We start from the raw sequence: 18,887 nt of genomic DNA, 5'->3' as shown, positions 1-18,887 counted from the left end.
CTCCTCGTAGGTGCGACGTTGTACGGATGGGTACGTGGGGGATGCACGCGCGTACGGGTGCGCGTCGTGCATACGCTGCCGATACTCCCACAGCGGTGTTCGCCGAGGCCCGCCGTAGGATGCGTGAGGCAGGAGCGGCAGGCGGCTGGATCGGAGCAGCAGACCATCGTGAGCAGCGAGAACTCTTCGGACGACGCACAGCGGGTATGGGACGTCGTCGTGGTCGGTGCGGGGCCCGCGGGCGCCTCGGCGGCCTATGCGGCAGCGGTCGCCGGGCGCCGCGTCCTGGTGCTGGAGAAGGCGGAGCTGCCCCGCTACAAGACGTGCGGCGGCGGCATCATCGGCCCCTCGCGCGACGCCCTGCCGCCCGGCTTCGAGCTGCCCTTGCGGGACCGGGTGCACGCGGTCACGTTCTCGCTCGACGGCAGGTTCACGCGTACCCGCCGCTCCAAGCAGATGCTTTTCGGGCTGATCAACCGGCCCGAGTTCGACCAGCGGCTTGTCGAGCACGCGCAGAAGGCGGGTGCCGAACTGCGCACCGGCGTCACGGTCGCGCGCGTGGAACAGCACGGCTCGGCCGTACCGGACCGGCGCACCGTGGCCGTCGTACTGCAGGACGGCGAGACCGTGCTGGCGCGGGCCGTGATCGGCGCGGACGGCAGCGCCAGCCGGATAGGAGCGCATGTCGGGGTGAAGCTCGACCAGGTCGATCTCGGCCTGGAGGCGGAGATCCCCGTCCCGGAGACCGTCGCCGAGGACTGGAAGGGGCGGGTCCTCATCGACTGGGGTCCCATGCCCGGCAGTTACGGATGGGTGTTCCCCAAGGGCGACACCCTCACCGTCGGCGTGATCTCGGCGCGTGGTGAAGGAGCCGCCACCAAGCGGTACTTGGAGGACTTCATCGCCCGGCTCGGCCTCGCCGGCTTCGAGCCGAGCATCTCGTCCGGGCATCTGACGCGGTGCCGCGCCGACGACTCGCCGCTCTCGCGCGGGCGGGTGCTGGTGTGCGGGGACGCGGCGGGGCTCCTCGAGCCGTGGACCCGCGAGGGCATCTCGTTCGCTCTGCGGTCGGGGCGGCTCGCGGGGGAGTGGGCGGTACGGATCGCCGAGGCGCACGACGCGGTGGACACCCGGCGCCAGGCCCTGAACTACGCCTTCGCCATCAAGGCGGGTCTTGGCGTCGAGATGAGCGTGGGCAAGCGCATGCTCATGGCCTTCGAACGCCGCCCCGGTGTGTTCCACGCCGCGATCACGGGCTTCCGGCCGGCCTGGAAGGCGTTCACGGGGATCACCCGCGGTGCGACCTCGCTGGGCGAACTCGTACGCAGCCACCCGATGGCCGGGCGCGCCCTGACCGCGCTCGACCGGTAGCCGGGCCGGGCCCCCAGTCCAGCCGGTCCCCAGTCCGGGCCGGGGGACCCGGGCTGGGGACCCCGGCGTACGGTCAGTTCTTCACGGTGATCCGGAACACGGGGTGCTTGTGCGCGGCGGCGAGCAGTTCCTGGTCGCTGGACTTGTCTGTGATGTCACCGAAGAAGCGGCCCACCTCCCAGCCCCACTTCTTCAGGTACGGCCGCAGGACGACGGGCTTCTCCTCGTCGGGCAGCTCCACGGCGGTGAACTCCTGTGTTCTGCGGCCCACTTGGAGCCGGCCTCCGCCGGCCGCCCGCAGATTGCGCACCCACTCGGACTGGCCGCGCGCCGAGACGAGGTACGGGCCACCCTCGTAGGGGAGCGGATTGACCGGCACCTTCCGCCATTCGCCGCTCTTGCGGCCGCGGATGGAGAGCTCGGCGTGGCCGAGGATGCTGACGCCGCGGCGAGCGAGCCAGCCGACGAAGCGGTTCATGCCGGCTTCGAAACCGCTGGGCTTGACGTAGTGCTGCTGTGCCATCGGGGACCCCCCATTGAGTGGTGCCGGTTGCGAGAGCACTGCTCTCGCTTGAGAGCAGTGTGCACGAGATCGGTGATCCAAAGCAAGAGCAGTGCTCTCGAAAGTGGGCACCGCTCTCGAAAGTGAGCGTGGTGGCGAGCGCGAGAGCGCCGATCCGACATCGGAGCACCGCTCACGTTTGTGTGCACTGCTCCGAATTCATGGGACACTGCCTGACATGAGTACCGCCCGAGGAGCTCGTGCGCGAGCCAGGATCGAAGTCACCGCGGCGATCAAGGACGAGGCGCGCAGACAGCTCGCGAAGGAAGGCGCCGCCAAACTCTCGTTGCGGGCCGTGGCCCGCGAACTCGGCATGGTCTCCTCCGCGTTGTACCGCTACTTCCCCAGTCGTGACGACCTGCTGACCGCCCTCATCATCGACGCCTACGACTCGCTTGGCGAGAGCGCGGAGGCCGCGCACGGCAAGGTCGTCGACGCCGGCCCGATCCGACGCTGGGGCGCGGTGTGCGAGGCGGTGCGCGGCTGGGCGCTCGCGCATCCGCACGAGTACGAGCTGATCTACGGTTCGCCCGTGCCCGGATACGCCGCGCCGGACTCGACCGTGCCCGCGGCGTCCCGGGTCGCGCTGCTGCTCGTCGACATCGTCCGCGACGCACACCAGGGCGTGGGCGTCGCCCTACCGCGAGTGCCCGCCGAACTCAAGCCGGAGGCACGGCGGTTGGGGCAGGACATCGCACCGGATCTGCCGCCCGAGGTGGTGACGGCGCTCGTCGTGGCGTGGGCGCAGCTGTTCGGGCTCGTCGGCTTCGAGCTGTTCGGGCAGTTCAACCGCGTGGTCGAGGACCGTGAGACGTTCTTCCGGCACGCGGCGGCCCAACTCGGCCATGGCGTGGGCCTGGTGTTCCCTCAGGACACCGGCACGGGAGGCGCCGGCAGCAGGTCGGGGTCCTGACGCAGGATCCGTGCGTGCAGTGACCGCAGCGGCGGCCCCGGGTCCGCGCCCATCGCCTCCGCGAGCCGCTGCCGCGCCGCCTCGTAGGCGACCAGCGCGTCCGAGGAGCGGCCCGTCCGGTACAGGGCGAGCATCAGCAGCTCGACGAGCCGCTCCCGCAAGGGGTGCGCGGCGACGAGCCGGACGAGCTCGTGGACGTACTCGAAGGACCGGCCGAGTTCGATCGCGCCGGCCAGCCGCGCTTCCAGCACGGTGAGCCGTTTCTCGGCCCAGCGCAGCCGCTCCGCCGCCAGGTAGGGCGCCTGCAGGCCCTCCGCGAAGTCGCCGCGCCAAAACTCCTCGGCGCGCGTGGCCAGTTCACCCGCGCGCCGCAAGTCACCCGCGTCCCGCGCGGCGAGGGCCTCGTCGATCAACTGCCGCCGCTCGCGCAGGTCGTCGATGTCCGCGCCGGTGAGCCGGTATCCGCTGCCCGTCCACGACAACTCCGCGGCGTCGCCCAAGGCTCGGCGCAGCCCGGAGACGTACTTCTGCACGAGGTTGCGTACATGCAGAGGCGGGGTGCCGCCCCACACGGCCTCGACGAGAGCGTCGTACGAGATGGAGCGGCCTTCCTGGAGGAGAAGCACGGCGAGCACGGCCCGCTGTTTCGGCGGGCCCAGCGGCAACTCGACACCGTCGCGCAACGCCCTGAGCGGACCGAGCAGTTCGAAACGCAGACCGCCGCTGTCCGCGGCCTCGCGCGACCCGTCCGGCATCCCCTCGCCCAAGCCCTTCCGCGTCCCCTCACCCATGCGTCGAGGGTAGCCCGGCGTGTGCGTTCCAGTGGATCTTCCAGCGGACGGTCAGCGGCGGCGGTGACCGTGTCGGGTACGGATTCCCGGCGAAAGGCCCACCACGATGCTCACCCGGCTCGGCCGCCTGGCGGTGCGGCGCAGCCGCGCCGTCCTGATCGGCGTACTCCTCGCGTTCCTCGGCCTCGGCGCGTACGGCGCGAGCGCGCAGAACGACCTGGACCTCTCGCGCTGGAGCGCGCCCGGCACCGAATCGGTGCGCGCGGGCGACATGCTGCGTGAGGAGTTCGGCACCGGCAACCCCAATCTCGCGCTGCTCGTCACGGCACGCGACGGTGACGTGGACAGCGCCCGCACCAAGGGGGCGGCCCGTGCGTTCGCCAGAGAGGTCGAGAGGCTGCCCCTGGTCACGGACGTCACCTCGTACTGGGACGCGGAGAGCCCGGCCCTGCGCAGCACCGAAGGCGATCGCGCCCTCGTCCTGGCCCGCATCGAAGCCGACGCCACGGCGGCACGCGAGGAACTCGCCACGCTGTCGCCCCGTTTGACGCGCACGACACCCGAACTCACCGTCCAGGTCGGTGGTCAGGAGGAGATCTCACGGCAGGTCGGCGAGCAGGCCCGCACGGACTTCCTGCGCGCGGAGCTCTTCGCGCTGCCCGCCGTCGTACTCCTGCTGATCCTCGTCTACCGGCGCACCACGGCCGCCCTGCTGACCGTGGCGGTCGGTCTGCTGTCCGTGGTCGGGACCCTCGCCGGGCTGCGGGCGATCGCGCAGTTCACCGAGGTGTCGACGTTCGCCGCGAATCTCGCGCTCGTCCTGGGCCTCGGACTCGGCGTCGACTACAGCTTGTTCGTGATCAGCCGCTATCGCGAGGAGCGCGCGGCCGGGCATGCCCAGCCCGACGCCGTCGTACGGGCGACGGCCGTCGCCGGGCGCACGGTGGTCTTCAGCGGGGTGACGGTGGCGGTGTCGCTGTGCGCGCTGCTGGTGTTCCCGTTCTTCTTCCTCAGCTCGTTCGCGTACGCGGGTGTGCTGGTCGTGGTGACGGCGGTGACCGGAGCGGTGCTCTTCCTGCCGGCGGCCCTGGCCCGCTGGGGCCACCGCGTCGAACGAGCAACCGCCCCCGCGTCCGGCTTCTGGCACCGCACGGCCCTCACGGCGATGCGGCGCCCCCTGATCGCGGGCGCCGGCGTCGTCGCGGTCCTGCTCCTCGCCGCCTCACCCCTGCTGGGGCTGCGCTTCGGCCTCCCCGACGAGCGGACGCTCCCCGAAGGCACCTCCTCGCGCACCACGTCCGAGATCGTGCACAGGGAGTTCCCCGCCGAGCCCACGGACACCATCCAGGTCGTCCTCACGGAAACGACGGAAACGGCCGACATGCGCGCCTACGCCGCCCAACTCTCCCGTATGCCGGGTGTGTTCCAGGTCGACGCACCTGCCGGTGCCTACCGCGAGGGGCAGCGGACGGGAGTGCCAGGGCAGGACCGGCTCACGGCGCCCGACGGCCGCGTACGACTGGCACTCGTCCCGACCCAGCAGGCGATGTACGGCGACGTACCCGCGCTGGTCGAGCGCATCCGGGACACTCCCGCGCCTGCCCCGGTGCTCGTAGGCGGCTACCCCGGAGAGACCACGGACTTCCGGTCCACGCTCCTCGACCGGCTGCCGCTCGCCGCCGGGATCGTCCTTGTGGCGACGTACATGATCCTCTTCCTGATGACCGGCAGCGTGCTGCTGCCGCTCAAGGCGACCGTGCTGAATCTGCTCAGCCTGTCGGTGATGTTCGGCTGCCTGGTGTGGGTGTTCCAGGACGGGAATCTGTCCGAGCTGCTCGGGTTCACGCCGACCGGTTCGATCGAGCCGAGCATTCCGGTGCTGATGTTCTGTGTGGCGTACGGCCTGTCGATGGACTACGAGGTCTTCTTGCTGTCGCGCATCAAGGAGGAGCACGACAGGACCGGCGACACCGAGCGGGCGGTCGGCGAGGGCATCCGGCGCAGCGCGCCGCTGATCACCGCCGCGGCCGGGATCCTCGCGCTGTCCTTCCTTTCATACGTCACAGGGGGCGTCGTCTTCCTCAAGGAGCTCGGCCTCGGCACGGCCCTGACGATCCTCGTCGACGCGACCCTCATCCGCGTGGTGCTGCTGCCCGTGACGATGCGGCTCGCGGGCCGCGCGAACTGGTGGGCGCCGAAACCCCTGCGCCGCTTTCGCATCAGGGAGGAAGCGCAGGCGCAGACGGAGGAGGTACTCCGCCGGGAGTACGTGTGATCACCACGCTCGGCGGACGCCCGGCGCGGCCGTGGCGTCTAGCGTTGCTGACATGGAAGAGCAGCGCACACGCCTCAGCGGCGGTCCGCCCTGGGTGCGGGGCGGACCACCGTGGCGATGGCGGCACGGGCCGCCGTGGTGGAACCAGGGCGACGACGAGACAGCGGGGAGCCGGCCGCGCCTGCCCTGGCGTTCGACGCTGCTGCTCACCGTGTTGGTGCAGGTCGGCAGCAGCTTCGCCGCGCAGGAGCAGGAGGGTGTCCGCGAGTCCCTGGGCCTCTTCGCCAGGGCCCTGCTGCTCGTGGGCACCCTCCTGCTTCTGTGGCGGCATCGGTATCCGGTGTTCGTGGTGTTCGGCGTCGTGGCGTCGGCGCTGGTCTACTTCGGTGCCGGATATCCGTACGGCCCGATCTTCCTGACCATCGCCCTCGCCTGCTTCAGCGCCGTCGTCGCCGGGCACAGGCGGGCGGCCTGGGCGGCGCTCGGCACGCTCTGGGTGGCCCATCTGCTGGAGGGGCACTGGCTCTACCAGTGGCTGCCGCCGAGCGACGACACAGTGGGCGACTGGGGCGAGGACGTCTCGGTGGCCGCCTGGATGGTGGCCATCGCCGCGGTCTCCGAAGTCGTCCGCGTGCGCCGTGAGCAGTGGGACCGGGACCGGGCGGAGCGTCGGCAGGCGGCCCAGCGGCGTGCCGACGAGGAGCGGCTGCGGATCGCCCGCGAGCTGCACGACGTCCTGGCGCACAGCATCTCGGTCATCAACGTCCAGGCGGGGGTGGGCCTCGCGCTGCTCGACTCCGATCCGGATCAGGCCCGTACCGCGCTCACCACCATCAAGGCGGCGAGCAAGGAGGCCCTGGGGGAGGTCCGCCAGGTGCTCGACACGCTCCGCACGCCCGGCGACGCGCCACGTGCGCCGGCGCCCGGCCTCGACCGGCTGCCCGAGCTCGTCGAGCAGGCGGCGAGCGCCGGACTGACGGTCGGCGTCGAGACCGAGGGGAAGCGCAGGGCCCTTCCTCCGGGCGCCGATCTCGCCGCCTTCCGCATCGTCCAGGAGGCGCTGACCAATGTCGTACGGCACTCCGGTTCGCGGCACGCGCGCGTGCTGGTCGGTTACGAGGACGATGCGTTGAAGCTCCGTATCGACGATGACGGCCCTGCGACCGGTGCGGACGCGGGCGGCAGCGGCAACGGGCTGGCCGGAATGCGGGAGCGGGCCGCGGCTCTGGGTGGCACGATCGAGGCCGGGCCGCGCGAGGACGGCGGCTTCCGGGTGCTGGCCGTACTGCCGCTCGCGCACAAGGCCAAGCTCGCCAAGCTGAAGGAGGACCGGTGATCCGCGTACTGCTCGCCGACGACCAGTCACTGGTCCGCGCAGGCTTCAAGGCGCTGCTCGACGCACAGCAGGACATTGAGGTGGCCGGGGAGGCCGCCGACGGCGAGGAGGCGCTGCGCAAGGTGCGCGAACTGCGCCCCGACGTCGTCCTGATGGACATCCGCATGCCCCTGCTCGACGGTCTCGCCGCGACCCGGCGCATCACCGACGACGCGGACCTGAAGGACGTCAAGGTGGTCATGCTCACCACCTTCGAGCTCGACGAGTACGTCTTCGAGGCCATCCGTTCCGGGGCCTCCGGCTTCCTGGTCAAGGACACCGAACCGGATGAACTGCTGCGCGCGGTCAGGGCGGTGGTCGAGGGCGATGCGCTGCTGTCGCCCGGGGTGACGCGGCGGCTGATCGCCGAGTTCGCGGCCCGGTCCAAGGAGCCGGCGGTGGCGGAGTCGCTCGCCGAGCTCACGGAGCGGGAGCGGGAGGTGATGGCGCTGGTGGGGATCGGGCTGTCCAACGACGAGATCGCCCGCCGCCTGGTCGTCAGCCCGCTCACGGCGAAGACGCATGTGAGCCGCACGATGGTGAAGCTGGGGGCCCGTGACCGGGCCCAACTGGTCGTCCTGGCCTATGAGTCGGGGCTGGTGCGGCCGGGCTGGCTGGGCTGAGGCCCACGCCGGAATCGGACCAGCACACTGACGACACGTACGAAGAAGACGATGACCGCGAGCCCGGTGCCGGTCAGGAGCAGCGGGTCTTCGGCGGCGTCCGGCAGAGCGAAGAGCAGCGCCGGTCCTGACACGGCTCCGAAGACGAGGGCAGCGGCGAACGCCGCGCTGCACAGCGCGTATCCGGTCTCGACGGTGATCGCGTCCCGCTCGGCCTGAGTCCGTCGGCCCCCGCTGTTCCTCATGCGGCGAAGTCTCACAGCCGTGCGCCCGGCGGGCAAGAACAGCCCGCTGGGCGCACGGCTGTGGTCACGCAGGTGGTGGGGTCAGTCGCGGACCGGTACCCGCTCCTCCTGTACGGGCTCGGACTTGGCGACCAGGACCGTCCGCCCAGGACCCTGCGTACGCTGCTTGCGCAGCCCCGTGGCCGTGATGAGCAGCCCCAGCACCGCGATCGCCGTCACCACGATCAGCCCTGTGCGGTAGCTGTCGAGAACGGCCTGCGGAGAGGCGTCGTCGGAGGCACTCGCGGTCACCACGGCCGTCACGACCGCGAGGAAGATCGCGCCGCCCACCTGCACCGAGGTGTTGAGCAGCCCCGAGACCATGCCCTGCTCGTGGTCGTCCACGCCGTTGGTGGCCTGGATGTTGAGCGAGGGGAAGACCAGCGCGCAGGCCGCGCCGATCAGCAGCATCGTCGGCAGGATCACCGCCGCGTACACGGGGTTGAGGTCGATGTTGAGGAACAGCGCGTACGCGACGACCATGCTGGCGAAGCCCACCGGGATCAGCTTCCGGGTGCCGAACCGGTCGACGACGGCTCCCATCTTCGTGGCGGACAGCGCCACCAGCGCGCCCGCGGGCAGGAAGGCGAGCGCCGTCTGCAGGGCCGACCAGCCGAGCAGCGACTGCAGGTACAGCGTGGCCAGGAACTGGAAGCCGATGTACGAGCCGAAGAACGTCATCGCGCCGAGCTGGGCCCGGACCTGGTTGCCGGAGCGCAGCACGCCGAGCCGGACCAGTGGGCCCGCCGAGCGCTGCTCGATCCGGACGAAGACGGTGAGCAGGATGGCGACGGCGAGGAACGAAAGGAGCGTGCGGGCCGACGTCCAGCCGGCCTCCGGGGCCTGCACGACGGTGTAGACGAGCAGCAGCATCGACGCGGTCCCGAGGATGGCACCGGGGATGTCGTAGCCGTTGTGGTCCTTCTCCCGCTCACTGCGCGGGAGCAGCTTGAGGCCGGCTATCAGGGCGATGATCGCGATGGGTGCGGGCAGCAGCATGGTCAGGCGCCAGCTGGCCTCGGTGAGCAGTCCGGACAGGACGAGGCCCATGGAGAAACCGGTGGCGGCGCAGGTGGTGTAGATCGAGAGGGCGCGGTTGCGCAGCGGGCCCTCGGCGAAGGTCGTGGTGATGATCGACAGGCCCGCGGGCGCGGTGAACGCCGCGCTCAGGCCCTTGATGAAGCGGCTGGCGATCAGCAGCGGGCCGGAGTCGACGAGCCCGCCGAGCAACGAGGCGAGCGCGAAGACGCCCAGGGCGACCAGGAAGACCTGACGGCGGCCCAGCAGGTCGGCGGTCCGTCCGCCGAGGAGCAGCAGTCCGCCGTAGCCCAGGATGTAGCCGCTGACGACCCACTGCAGGGCCGAGGTGGAGAGGTCCAGTTCGGAGCCGATGGACGGCAGGGCGACGCCGACCATCGACACGTCCAACGCGTCCAGGAACATCGCGGCGCAGAGCACCAGGAGGGTGCCCCACAGGCGAGGAGTCCAGCGTTCCTGAGCCGCGGGCTTGGTGAGCGGAGAGGTCATGCGCCTCACACTACATGCGCATGCATTGAATGCAAGCGCATTTAATTCCAGTGCAACAAACTCGGTTTTTTGCTACGGTGCGGCCATGGCGGCTGTGGAGAATGCCGAGCAAGGGCTCGTCGACCAGTGGCGCGACATCCTCGCGGTGCACGCGCGCACCCTGTCCGAGCTCGACCGCGCACTGCATCAACACGGCCTGTGCGCCAGCGACTTCGAGGTGCTCGACGTATTGGCCCGGTGCGCCGAGTCCGACGGCGGCGGTGCGTATCGCGTCCAGGAGATCGCCGAGTGTGTCCACCTCAGTCAGAGCGCCCTGTCCCGGCTGATCGGCCGGCTCGAGAAGGACGGCCTCGTGGAGCGCTGCATGTGCCCGGAGGACCGGCGGGGTGTGCGCGTCTCCCTCACGCCGAAGGGGCGCGCGCTGCACGGAGACGTGCTGCCGGTGCAGCGCGCGGTGCTGGCGCGGATGCTGGCGGACGGTCCGGGCGACTGACGGGCTCGCCGCCCGGCCCCGCCGGGCGGTCGGGACTCAGTTCCAGGTGACCGCCGACTTCTCGCGCCACAGCGTCGCGACGGAGGAGTCTCCGGTCACGCTCGGGAACGGCCGCCGGTTCCACAGCGACAGATAGACGTCGGCGGCCGGACCCGCCAACTCGCAGTCGCCCTCTGCCGTTTCGCCCCGCTCGCCCGCGGGCGGCTCGGCTGACAGCCGTACGGTCCACACCGCGCCAGTACCCTCGGCGTTCTCGGCCCGCACCCTCAGCACCCGCGGCACATCCGTGCGCACCCTGCTCTTCTTGCGTGCATGGAAGCCGAGCAGCAGCTCGTCGATGCCGTCGACCGCGAAGTCGACGACGATCGTGCTGGGCTTCCCGCCGAGCGCGGACTCCGCGTCGATCCGGTGCACCGTCGTCTCGTGCGCCTGCCGCCGCGCCCAGAACGCGAGCGGCGAGGGCGCGGGCAGAAAGCTCCAGCACTCCACATCGGCAGGGGCGTTGGCGAGCGTGTCGACGAGCCACCGGTGGCCCTCGCGGAACCAGGCCAGCAACTCCTCCCCGTCCAGATCGGGCAGGCCCCCATCGGGGTGGAACGAAGTGTGCCTCTCGGCGACGAACGCCGTGGCCCAGCGGTGCACCATGCCCGTGTGCCGCACCAGGTCCCGCACCTGCCAGCCGGGGCAGGTCGGCACCTTGGCGTCCGTCCCGGCCTTCTCGGCGGCCGCGGCCAGCAACTGGCCCTCGGCGTCCAGGGTTCCGATGAGCTGCGCAGTCTCCATGCGAGGCAGTCTGCCGGATGGAGTGCGGTCGAGGGGAGCGCGGTCAGGGAACCTGCGCGTCACACCAGCGGCTGGTGTGGCTCAAGTGTCCGGAGTGGTGGGCGGGCTCGGCCAGTAATCGGCTGTGCCACACCCCCGCATGATCAATAGCCTGGAACGGTCTGCCGGTTGACGCTTCAAGGAGTCCCCCCACGTGACCACCGCACCGGACCTGCCCGACATCCTGTCGGACGAATTCGCCGAGGACCCCTATCCCGCCTACCGGATCATGCGCGAGAAAGCCCCGCTGATCTGGCACGAGCCCACCCAGAGCTACATCGTGTCGCGCTACGAAGACGTCGAACGGATCTTCAAGGACCGCGACGGACAGTTCACCACCGACAACTACGTATGGCAGATCGAGCCCGTGCACGGCAGGACGATCCTGACGCTCAGCGGGCGCGAGCACGCGGTGCGGCGGGCCCTGGTGGCCCCGGCCTTCCGCGGCCGGGACCTGCAGGAGAAGTTCCTGCCCGTCATCGAGGCCAACGCCCGGGACCTCATCGACGGCTTCCGGCACACGGGAATCGCCGACCTCGTCAGGGACTTCGCGACGCGCTTTCCCGTCAACGTCATCGCCGACATGCTGGGCCTGGACAAGGCCGACCACGACCGCTTCCACGGCTGGTACACGTCGGTGATCGCCTTCCTCGGCAATCTCTCCGGCGATCCGGAGGTCGCCGCGGCCGGTGAGCGCACCCGCACCGAGTTCGCCGAGTACATGATCCCGATCATCCGGCACCGCCGTGATCACCTGGGTGACGACCTGCTGTCCACCCTGTGCGCCGCCGAAGTGGAAGGCGTGCGCATGAGTGACGAGGACATCAAGGCGTTCTGCAGCCTGCTGCTCGCGGCGGGCGGCGAGACCACGGACAAGGCGCTGGCCAGCATCTTCGCCAACCTCCTTGCGCATCCGGAACAGCTCCGGGCCGTGCGGGAGGACCGCGGGCTGATCGACCGGGCCTTCGCGGAGACCCTGCGGTACACCCCGCCGGTCCACATGATCATGCGGCAGACGGCCGTGGAGGTCGACCTGAGCGGCGGCACCGTTCCGCCGGGAGCCACGGTGACCTGCCTGATCGGGGCCGCGAACCGCGACCCCGCCCGTTACCGGGAGCCCGACCGCTTCGACATCTTCCGAGACGACCTGACGACCACGACGGCCTTCTCCGCCGCGGCCGACCATCTGGCGTTCGCCCTGGGCCGCCACTTCTGCGTGGGCGCCCTGCTGGCCCGCGCCGAGGTCGAGATCGGCGTCAACCAACTCCTGGACGCCATGCCCGACGTACGACTCGACGATGGTTTTCGGCCAGCGGAGCAGGGCGTGTTCACGCGGGGACCGCAGGCGCTGCCGGTGCGCTTCACCGCGGCCGCGCCCTGATCCCTTCCCGCCCCCGACGTACTCGTACAGGCGGGGGCGGGCCTCACCGCAGTGTGGGCGTGAACTCCACCGGCAGTGAGGTCAGCCCCCGCATCCAGATGGACGGCCGCCACACGAGCTCCTCCGGATCGACCGACAGCACGACGTCGGGCAGCCGCTCCAGCAGCGTCTCGACGGCCGTACGCGCGATGACGTCGGCGAGCAGCGGCGCCGGGTAGGGGCAACGGTGCTCGCCGTTGGAGAAGGACAGGTGGGCGCCGTTCCCCTCCGCGCCGACATGGCCCTCGGGCCAGATCTGGGGATCGGTGTTGGCCGCCGCGAGCCCGAGGACGAGACAGTCGCCCGCCTTGATCCGACGCCCGCCGAGCAGGGTGTCGCGCACCGCCCAGCGGCCGATGAAGTTCTGGGTGGGTGTGTCCAGCCACAGCACCTCGGTGAGGGCCTCGCCGACGCTGACCCGGCCGCCGGAGACGTTGAGCGCGAAGCGGTCGTCGGTGAGCAGCAGTCGCAGCGTGTTGCAGATCCAGTTCGCGGTGGGCTGCTGGGCCGCCGCGACGACCGAGATCAGGTCCTGGACGATCGCGTCGTCGCTCAGGCCTTCGGGGTGCGCCAGCATGCGGGAGACCACGTCCGCGCCGGGCTCCGCTCGCTTGTCCTTCACCAGTTGCTGAATGCGTTCCTGTACGCGGACGTAGGCGGCGACCGGATCCTCGCCCTCGCCCGTGTCCAGGGAGATGCGCAGGTCCCTGACGAGGTCGTCGGTGTCCGTGCTGTGGGCCGACATGCCGCACATCTCCACCGCGGCCCGCATCGCCAGGGGATGTGCGTACGCGCTCATCAACTCGGCCTCGCCGCTGCCCGCGAAGGCATCGATGAGCTGGTTCGCGATCCGCCCGCAGTTGACGCCGAGCTCGAACTGGTCGACGCCCTCCAGGGCCTCCGTGATGACGCCGGCCCGACGCTGGTGCTCGGCGCCCTCGGTGAACAGCACCGACGGCTGGTAGCCGACGAAGGGCAGCAGCGGCCAGTCCGCGGGAATGTTCTCCCACTGGTTCCAGCGCCGGGAGTCGCGGGCGAAGAGGTCGTCGTGGGAGGTGACGAAGGAGACCTCCGGATAGCCGAGGACCAGCCAGGCGGGCACGTCTCCGTCCAGCAGCACGGGCGCCACGGGGCCGTGGGAGCGCCGCAGTTCCTGGTACAGAGCGGCGGGAGTCTGCTGGTACTCCAGGCCGCTCAGCGGTACCGCGTCGGCGTGTACCGGGCAGCCCGAGGTCTGCTTCGGGTCGGCGGGGCGCGGGTCGGAGCCGGTCGCGTCGTCGTTCATGGGGTCATCTCCCGGGCCATGGCCAGTTCGTAGAGGTGGTCGACAAGAGTGATCAGGACGTTCTTGCCGGACGAGCGGACCCGTGCGTCGCAGTCGATCAGCGGTATGTGCTCGGACAGTGCGAGTGCCTGGCGTATCTCGCTCAGGGAGAAGGCGCCGGTGTCGCCCTCGAACCGGTTGACCGCGACGACGAAGGGCGTCTTGTGGTGCTCGAGGCGGTCGATCGCGTACCAGCAGTCGCTCATCCGCCGGGTGTCCACCAGGACGACGGCGCCCAGGGTGCCCGCGAAGAGCCTGTCCCACAGGAACCAGAACCGCTCCTGGCCCGGGGCGCCGAACAAGTACAGGACCGTGCGCTCGGTCAGGCTGATCCGGCCGAAGTCGAAGGCGACGGTCGTCGTGGACTTGTCGGCCAGGCCCGCCGTCCGGTCGATGCCGACGCCGGCCTGGGTCATGACCTCTTCGGTGTTCAACGGCCGGATCTCGCTGACCGAGCGGACCAGAGTGGTCTTGCCGACGCCGAAGCCGCCCACCACGACGATCTTGAGCCCGGTCTCGGCCGCGGCGCTCAGCGGCGTACGGGCGGAGGGCTCAGCACTAGTACGGGCGGACGACTCAAGGTGCGTACGGCCGGAGGAATCAGAGCTTACGGAGTCCTCAAAGCTTACGGAGTCCATCGAGAACCTCCAGCAGGAGAGCGGATTCGGGCAGAGCGGCCACGGCCGCGGCGGCCCGCGGATGGCGTGCGGTGACCTTCGCCATCGCCAGCAGGTCGCCCACGAGGATCCGGACCACCGTCACCGGCAGCCGCAGCTCGGCGGCGATCTCGACCACGGCGGTCGGGCGACGGCACAGCTCCAGGATCCGGACGTGCTCGGACTGCATGCCGCGCGCGGGTTCGCATTCGCTGACGATCAGTGAGACGAGGTCGAGATCGTCGGGGGCCTCGCTGCGGCCCCCGGTGATGGTGTACAGCCGGTCCGGGTCCCCGGTGTCGACCGGACGTCGGCTCATGGGATCAGCTCTCCTCTATCGGGGCGCGGGCCTCGGCACGCAGGTGCTCGCCGATCCTCTCCACCAGGTCGGTCATGTGGTGCCCCACCACGCCCGGGTCGGCGCCGTCATCCGCGACGACCGCCAGGTGCGCGCCCTCACCGGCCTCGACGATGAACAGCAGGCCGCCGTAGAACTCCGTCATCGAGTGGCGTACGCCGCCGCTGCCGTCGCCGAACTCGACCGACGCGCCCTGCGCCAGCGCCTGCATCCCGGAGGCGATGGCCGAGAGCTGGTCGGCCTGGTCGATGCCCAACCGCTCGGTCCAGCACAGCTTCAACCCGTCACGGGAGAGCACGAGGGCGTGCCGGGTGCCCGGGGCGCGCTCGAGAAGGCCTTCCAGGAGCCAGGTCAGTGTGTTGTCAGTGGTCTGCATGGGTGGGTGAAGAGCTGGTGATCCGCGGAGGCCCGGCCACCGGCCCTTTCCTCCAATCTCCGGTCTGTGGCGGGTCGGGGCGCCCGGTCGAGGCGTCCCGCGAGAAGAAGGGCCGGGCTCAGTCGGCGTCGTGCGGATCGGCCGGTTCGGCGGACGGGGCCGATTCGGGAAGGGACGGGGCCGGTTCGGCGGACGGGGCCTGCTCGCCTGTCGCCGCGGCCCGGCGTGCGCGGTGGAAGGCACCGAAACTCTTCCCCGCGTCACGGGTGGCGGGCCGGTCGTCCGCGGGACGTTCCGCCGGTGTGCGGACGCGGTCGGCGGCCGCCATCGTGCGGCCGGGCGGACGTACGGGCAGACCGTTGGGGGTCACCGACCCGTTGTCGCTGCCGCCGGTCGAGGCCTTCGGCTCGGGCGCCGGGACAGGGGCCGGGCCGGCCGCCTGCGACCCGGTGTGCTCGGCGGCGGCCATCGCACGCTCGCGCGGCCGGGCGGAGGGATCGTGCCGCGGGTTCTCCGGAAGTGCCGTGCGCTGCTGGGCCAGCAGTTGGGCCGGCAGGTGTACGACGACGCCGGTGCCGCCCCGGGAGGAGGGGCGGTAACTGACGGAGATGCCGTACTTGACGGCGAGCCGTCCGACGACCGCGAGCCCCAGCCGGGTCCCCTGGAGGGAGGCGAGGTCGCTCGTCGCGCCCGAGACCGCCTCTTCGGCGCGCCGCAGGGCGGCGTCGGCCATCTTCAGCCCGCTGTCCTCGATGGTGACGACGATGCCGGCGGAGCGCTCCTCCACGTAGACGTGGACCTGGTCGATCGGCGCGGAGAAGCTGGTCGCGTTGTCCATCAGCTCGGCGAGGAGGTGCATCACGCCCTCGGCCGCGAACCCGGCGACCGCCGTGTTGCTGGAGCAGTTGAGGCTGACCCTGCGATAGGCGGCGATCCGTCCCACGGCGCCGCGCAGGATGCTCTCCATCGGGATCGGCTTGTTCCAGGAGCGGCTCGCCCGCCCGCCCATGAGCAGTGCCAGCCGGTCGGTGAGCAGGCCGAGTTGGGAGGTGCTGTGGTCCAGGGTGAGCAGGTCGCCGAGGACCGCCTCGCCGTGCCGGTCCTGCATCTCGCGCAGATCCGCCAGGATGCTGACGGCCTGGGCCTGCACCCGGCTCAGGGCCTTCGCGCTGGCGGCCTGGGCAGCCGCGGAACGCCGCTCGCTGACCGCGAGTTCGCGTAGGCCGGTCTCCACCAGGTCGCGCACGACCGGGTGGGAGTACTCGGACAGCCGCAACTCGGCGCGGACCGTGTCCAGCGAGGCCCCCTCGCCCAGTCTCCGCACCGCCGTGGGCAGGGTCTCCGACCTCGCCTTCACCAGATCGTCGGTGATGCTCGCGAGGGCTTGCATCGCCTGCTCGCGCTCGCTGTCCGCCGTGGCCGCACGCTGCTGCGCCGCGCCGAGGGCCTCCTCCACGGCGCGCTGCACGGCCGCGAGTTGAGGCTCCGTCGGACGCCATGCGCCGACCGGTCCCGTCGACGCTCGCATGTGTCCCGTCGCTGCGGGCGTGGCATCCTTCGCCGGGTCCTTCAACGCCGCGGTCAGCTCCGGCACCACCGTGCCGGCCAGATACGCGGCCTCCGAGCGGCGCTGCGCCGACTCCGCCAGGGACCTGTCCGCCTGAGCGGTGAGCCTGCGGTGCAGTCGCGTGGCCGCCGAGGCGAGCAGGACGAGGCAGCCGCCTGCCCCCACGACGGTGCCCGCGACCCAGCCGCGTGCGGCATCCGGTGCGGCGAACGCGAGAGGCGTGCCGACGGCCGCGGTCACCACCAGACTGGCGATCGGCAGAAGCCGCCATGCCGACCTCTGACGCGGGCGGGACGCGTCGGGATGTGCCATTCCGCGATCCTTGATGCTTGTGGGGTGTGTGTGCTTGCCGCGCACGCATGCGACGTCAAGTCACCTATGTGCAGCGGTACTTGATGTGCGAAACATGCTAACCACGGGTTCCGGGCGGAAGCCGGACCTCCACATCGCCCACACACGCCGGGAACAGGTCGTCGCATTGTGAGCCGCCGCGGACGTCCGTGTGATACGTACCGACCGCCGACGGACCGCTTTCGAACTCCGCCGAACACCCCGCAGGCAGGGGTGGAGCAGACGTTTTCGGCATGCGTCGATGCGCAGGACAAATGCATGGAATTCCCAGCGGGACAACGCTGTACGGCAGGGCGAATTTCATGTGAAGGCAATCGAACTTCGGCCATTTTGGTGGCGGCAGAGTCAATCCCGGAGGCGTCGGCTGGGGCTTTGTCCTGGCTTGTGGGCCGTCAGTCCACGGCCGCGCGACGTGTCACGAAGCCGATGACGGCGGCCACCGCCGCCAGCGCGGCCACGCTTGTGAGGGCGGTGGGCAGGGAGAACCAGTCCGCCATGAACCCGATGGCGGGCGGCCCGAGGAGCATGCCGCCGTAGCCGAGGGTGGACGCGGTCGCGACGCCGCTGGGGCCGGCCAGTGCACCGGCGCGTTCGACGGCGACCGGGAAGATGTTGGCGAGGCCGAGTCCGGTGACCGCGAAGCCGAGCAGGGCCGCCCACACCGAAGGGGCGAGCGAGCCGAGCAGCATGCCGACGGCAGCCGTGGCGCCGCCGACCACCACCGTCCGGGTGCGCCCGAGCCGTTCCAGGAGTGCCGTCCCGCTGAGCCGGCCGATCGTCATGGCGAGCGCGAAGCACGAATAGCCTGCCGCGGCTATGCCGGGGTGAGCCTTCAAGTCCTGCTCCAGGTGCAGTGCGCCCCAGTCGGCCAGGGCCCCCTCCCCGTACGCCGTGCAGAGGGCGATCAGTCCGAAGACGGTCACAAGACCGCGGGTGCGGGCGTCGAGACGGCGCGGCTTGTGCTCCTCTTGCCGCGTACGATCCGGCGGCACCGGGGGCTCGTATCGCAGCAGGGCGCGTCCGGCGACGGCGGTCACAGCCAGGCCGATCAGACTGAGGCCCAGCAGATGGCGGGTGGGGGACAGGGATCCCGCGACCAGTCCGCCGATCCCCGCGCCGGCCATGCCGCCCAGGCTGAAGGCCGCGTGGAAACTGGGCATGATCGGCCGCCGCAGCGCCGCGACCAGGTCGACGGCGGCGCTGTTGAAGGCGACGTTTATCCCGCCGTATGCGCTGCCGAACAGAAGGAGGACGGCGCCGAGCGCCGGTGCGGAGTGGGTGAGCGGGGGCAGGGCGACGCTGAGGGAGAGGAGGACGCCGCAGACGACGGTGACCCGGTGGTTGCCGTAGCGGCGGCAGAGGCGTCCGGTGAGGGTCATGGTGACGACGGCTCCGGCGGAGACGCCGAGCAGGGCGAGTCCGAGGGCGCTTGCCGAGGCGCCGGTCTGTTCCTTGATGGCAGGGATGCGGACGACCCAGCCGGCGAAGAGGAAGCCGTCGAGGGCGAAGAAGATGGTGAGGGTGAGGCGGAGTCGGGTGAGGTCGTTGCCGTTGCCCGGCACGACACTGTGCGATCGGGTTTTGTTTATTTGCGGCACAAAGTCAGCGTAGGGGTGCGCGGTGGTGCTCACAAGGGAGTAGCGGTGCTCAAAGGTTTGGCGGATGGACGGCTGCCGTGGCCGCCATGGGCGTCCGGGTGTCCCTTTGAGGCCGGCTCACACTGCACTGCGGGACCGCGTCTGTGCGCTGCCTGTCCGGATGCCGTCCGAGGTGGGACGCTGGGGGGGAGGAGAGGTATC

The 18,887-nt window shown here is 70.8% G+C and carries 18 protein-coding genes; 7 read left to right on the top strand and 11 right to left on the bottom strand.

Features of this window, described 5'->3' with window-relative positions; genetic code table 11:
- The first annotated feature begins 168 nt into the window (after positions 1–168).
- On the top strand, positions 169–1,371 hold the full coding sequence (locus G5C60_RS00410) for a geranylgeranyl reductase family protein (protein WP_165254092.1): 1,203 nt from the start codon (positions 169–171) through the stop codon (positions 1,369–1,371).
- Between the two features lie 73 nt (positions 1,372–1,444).
- Here G5C60_RS00410 and G5C60_RS00405 read toward each other — a convergent pair whose 3' ends face one another.
- Positions 1,445–2,005, bottom strand: coding sequence for a nitroreductase family deazaflavin-dependent oxidoreductase (locus G5C60_RS00405; RefSeq protein WP_420907326.1), 561 nt, complete (start codon positions 2,003–2,005; stop codon positions 1,445–1,447).
- A gap of 106 nt (positions 2,006–2,111) precedes the next feature.
- Between G5C60_RS00405 and G5C60_RS00400 the strand changes: the two genes are divergently transcribed.
- Positions 2,112–2,846, top strand: coding sequence for a TetR/AcrR family transcriptional regulator (locus G5C60_RS00400; RefSeq protein WP_165254090.1), 735 nt, complete (start codon positions 2,112–2,114; stop codon positions 2,844–2,846).
- Here G5C60_RS00400 and G5C60_RS00395 read toward each other — a convergent pair.
- The gene (locus G5C60_RS00395; RefSeq protein WP_165254089.1) at positions 2,801–3,637 is read right to left on the bottom strand and encodes an AfsR/SARP family transcriptional regulator; all 837 of its coding nucleotides are present in this window, start codon (positions 3,635–3,637) and stop codon (positions 2,801–2,803) included. The genes G5C60_RS00400 and G5C60_RS00395 overlap by 46 nt on opposite strands.
- A gap of 106 nt (positions 3,638–3,743) precedes the next feature.
- Here G5C60_RS00395 and G5C60_RS00390 point away from each other — a divergent pair, with 106 nt between their 5' ends.
- The 3 genes from G5C60_RS00390 to G5C60_RS00380 are packed head-to-tail and all read left to right on the top strand — an operon-like array spanning position 3,744 to position 7,910.
- Entirely contained in the window at positions 3,744–5,912 is a 2,169-nt protein-coding gene (locus tag G5C60_RS00390; protein WP_165254088.1) for an MMPL family transporter, read from the top strand.
- A gap of 52 nt (positions 5,913–5,964) precedes the next feature.
- Entirely contained in the window at positions 5,965–7,248 is a 1,284-nt protein-coding gene (locus G5C60_RS00385; RefSeq protein ID WP_165254087.1) for a sensor histidine kinase, read from the top strand.
- Positions 7,245–7,910: a response regulator gene (locus tag G5C60_RS00380; protein ID WP_165254086.1), complete on the top strand. Its 666-nt coding sequence runs from the start codon at positions 7,245–7,247 to the stop codon at positions 7,908–7,910. Before G5C60_RS00385 ends, G5C60_RS00380 begins: the two co-directional genes overlap by 4 nt.
- On the opposite strand, the gene G5C60_RS00375 is transcribed toward G5C60_RS00380, so the two are convergent.
- Positions 7,871–8,155 carry a DUF6332 family protein gene (locus G5C60_RS00375; protein WP_165254085.1) on the bottom strand — a complete coding sequence of 95 codons (285 nt, stop codon included), beginning with the start codon at positions 8,153–8,155 and terminating at the stop codon, positions 7,871–7,873. The two genes, G5C60_RS00380 and G5C60_RS00375, sit on opposite strands and share 40 nt — an antisense overlap.
- Positions 8,156–8,236: 81 nt before the next feature.
- Positions 8,237–9,721: an MFS transporter gene (locus tag G5C60_RS00370; RefSeq protein ID WP_165254084.1), complete on the bottom strand. Its 1,485-nt coding sequence runs from the start codon at positions 9,719–9,721 to the stop codon at positions 8,237–8,239.
- 85 nt (positions 9,722–9,806) lie between these two features.
- Between G5C60_RS00370 and G5C60_RS00365 the strand changes: the two genes are divergently transcribed.
- On the top strand, positions 9,807–10,214 hold the full coding sequence (locus G5C60_RS00365) for a MarR family winged helix-turn-helix transcriptional regulator (RefSeq protein ID WP_165254083.1): 408 nt from the start codon (positions 9,807–9,809) through the stop codon (positions 10,212–10,214).
- Between the two features lie 36 nt (positions 10,215–10,250).
- Here the strand turns inward: G5C60_RS00365 and G5C60_RS00360 are convergent, their stop codons facing one another.
- Positions 10,251–10,997 (bottom strand): maleylpyruvate isomerase family mycothiol-dependent enzyme, encoded by a 747-nt coding sequence (locus G5C60_RS00360; RefSeq protein ID WP_165254082.1) that lies wholly within the window; start codon positions 10,995–10,997, stop codon positions 10,251–10,253.
- A 193-nt stretch (positions 10,998–11,190) separates the two neighbouring features.
- On the opposite strand from G5C60_RS00360, the gene G5C60_RS00355 reads away from it, so the two are divergent.
- The gene (locus G5C60_RS00355) at positions 11,191–12,417 is read left to right on the top strand and encodes a cytochrome P450 (RefSeq protein ID WP_165254081.1); all 1,227 of its coding nucleotides are present in this window, start codon (positions 11,191–11,193) and stop codon (positions 12,415–12,417) included.
- A 43-nt stretch (positions 12,418–12,460) separates the two neighbouring features.
- On the opposite strand, the gene G5C60_RS00350 is transcribed toward G5C60_RS00355, so the two are convergent.
- The 6 genes from G5C60_RS00350 to G5C60_RS00325 all read right to left on the bottom strand — a co-directional run bounded on the left by G5C60_RS00350 (position 12,461) and on the right by G5C60_RS00325 (position 18,650).
- Positions 12,461–13,741: a cytochrome P450 gene (locus G5C60_RS00350; protein WP_165254080.1), complete on the bottom strand. Its 1,281-nt coding sequence runs from the start codon at positions 13,739–13,741 to the stop codon at positions 12,461–12,463.
- Positions 13,738–14,418: a GTP-binding protein gene (locus G5C60_RS00345; protein ID WP_165254079.1), complete on the bottom strand. Its 681-nt coding sequence runs from the start codon at positions 14,416–14,418 to the stop codon at positions 13,738–13,740. Before G5C60_RS00345 ends, G5C60_RS00350 begins: the two co-directional genes overlap by 4 nt.
- The gene (locus G5C60_RS00340; RefSeq protein ID WP_165254078.1) at positions 14,399–14,755 is read right to left on the bottom strand and encodes a DUF742 domain-containing protein; all 357 of its coding nucleotides are present in this window, start codon (positions 14,753–14,755) and stop codon (positions 14,399–14,401) included. Before G5C60_RS00340 ends, G5C60_RS00345 begins: the two co-directional genes overlap by 20 nt.
- A 4-nt stretch (positions 14,756–14,759) precedes the next feature.
- Complete coding sequence (locus G5C60_RS00335) at positions 14,760–15,170, bottom strand: roadblock/LC7 domain-containing protein (RefSeq protein ID WP_165254077.1); 411 nt, start codon at positions 15,168–15,170, stop codon at positions 14,760–14,762.
- A gap of 118 nt (positions 15,171–15,288) precedes the next feature.
- Positions 15,289–17,049, bottom strand: a complete 1,761-nt coding sequence (locus G5C60_RS00330) for a sensor histidine kinase (protein WP_165254076.1) — start codon at positions 17,047–17,049, stop codon at positions 15,289–15,291.
- A 431-nt stretch (positions 17,050–17,480) separates the two neighbouring features.
- On the bottom strand, positions 17,481–18,650 hold the full coding sequence (locus G5C60_RS00325) for an MFS transporter (RefSeq protein ID WP_165254168.1): 1,170 nt from the start codon (positions 18,648–18,650) through the stop codon (positions 17,481–17,483).
- Positions 18,651–18,887 lie beyond the last annotated feature (237 nt).

Origin of the sequence: Streptomyces scabichelini, from assembly GCF_011045015.1 — a bacterium.
GTDB lineage: Bacteria > Actinomycetota > Actinomycetes > Streptomycetales > Streptomycetaceae > Streptomyces > Streptomyces scabichelini.
Note: the sequence above shows the minus strand (reverse complement) of the source record. Positions and strands in the feature narration are given on the sequence as shown.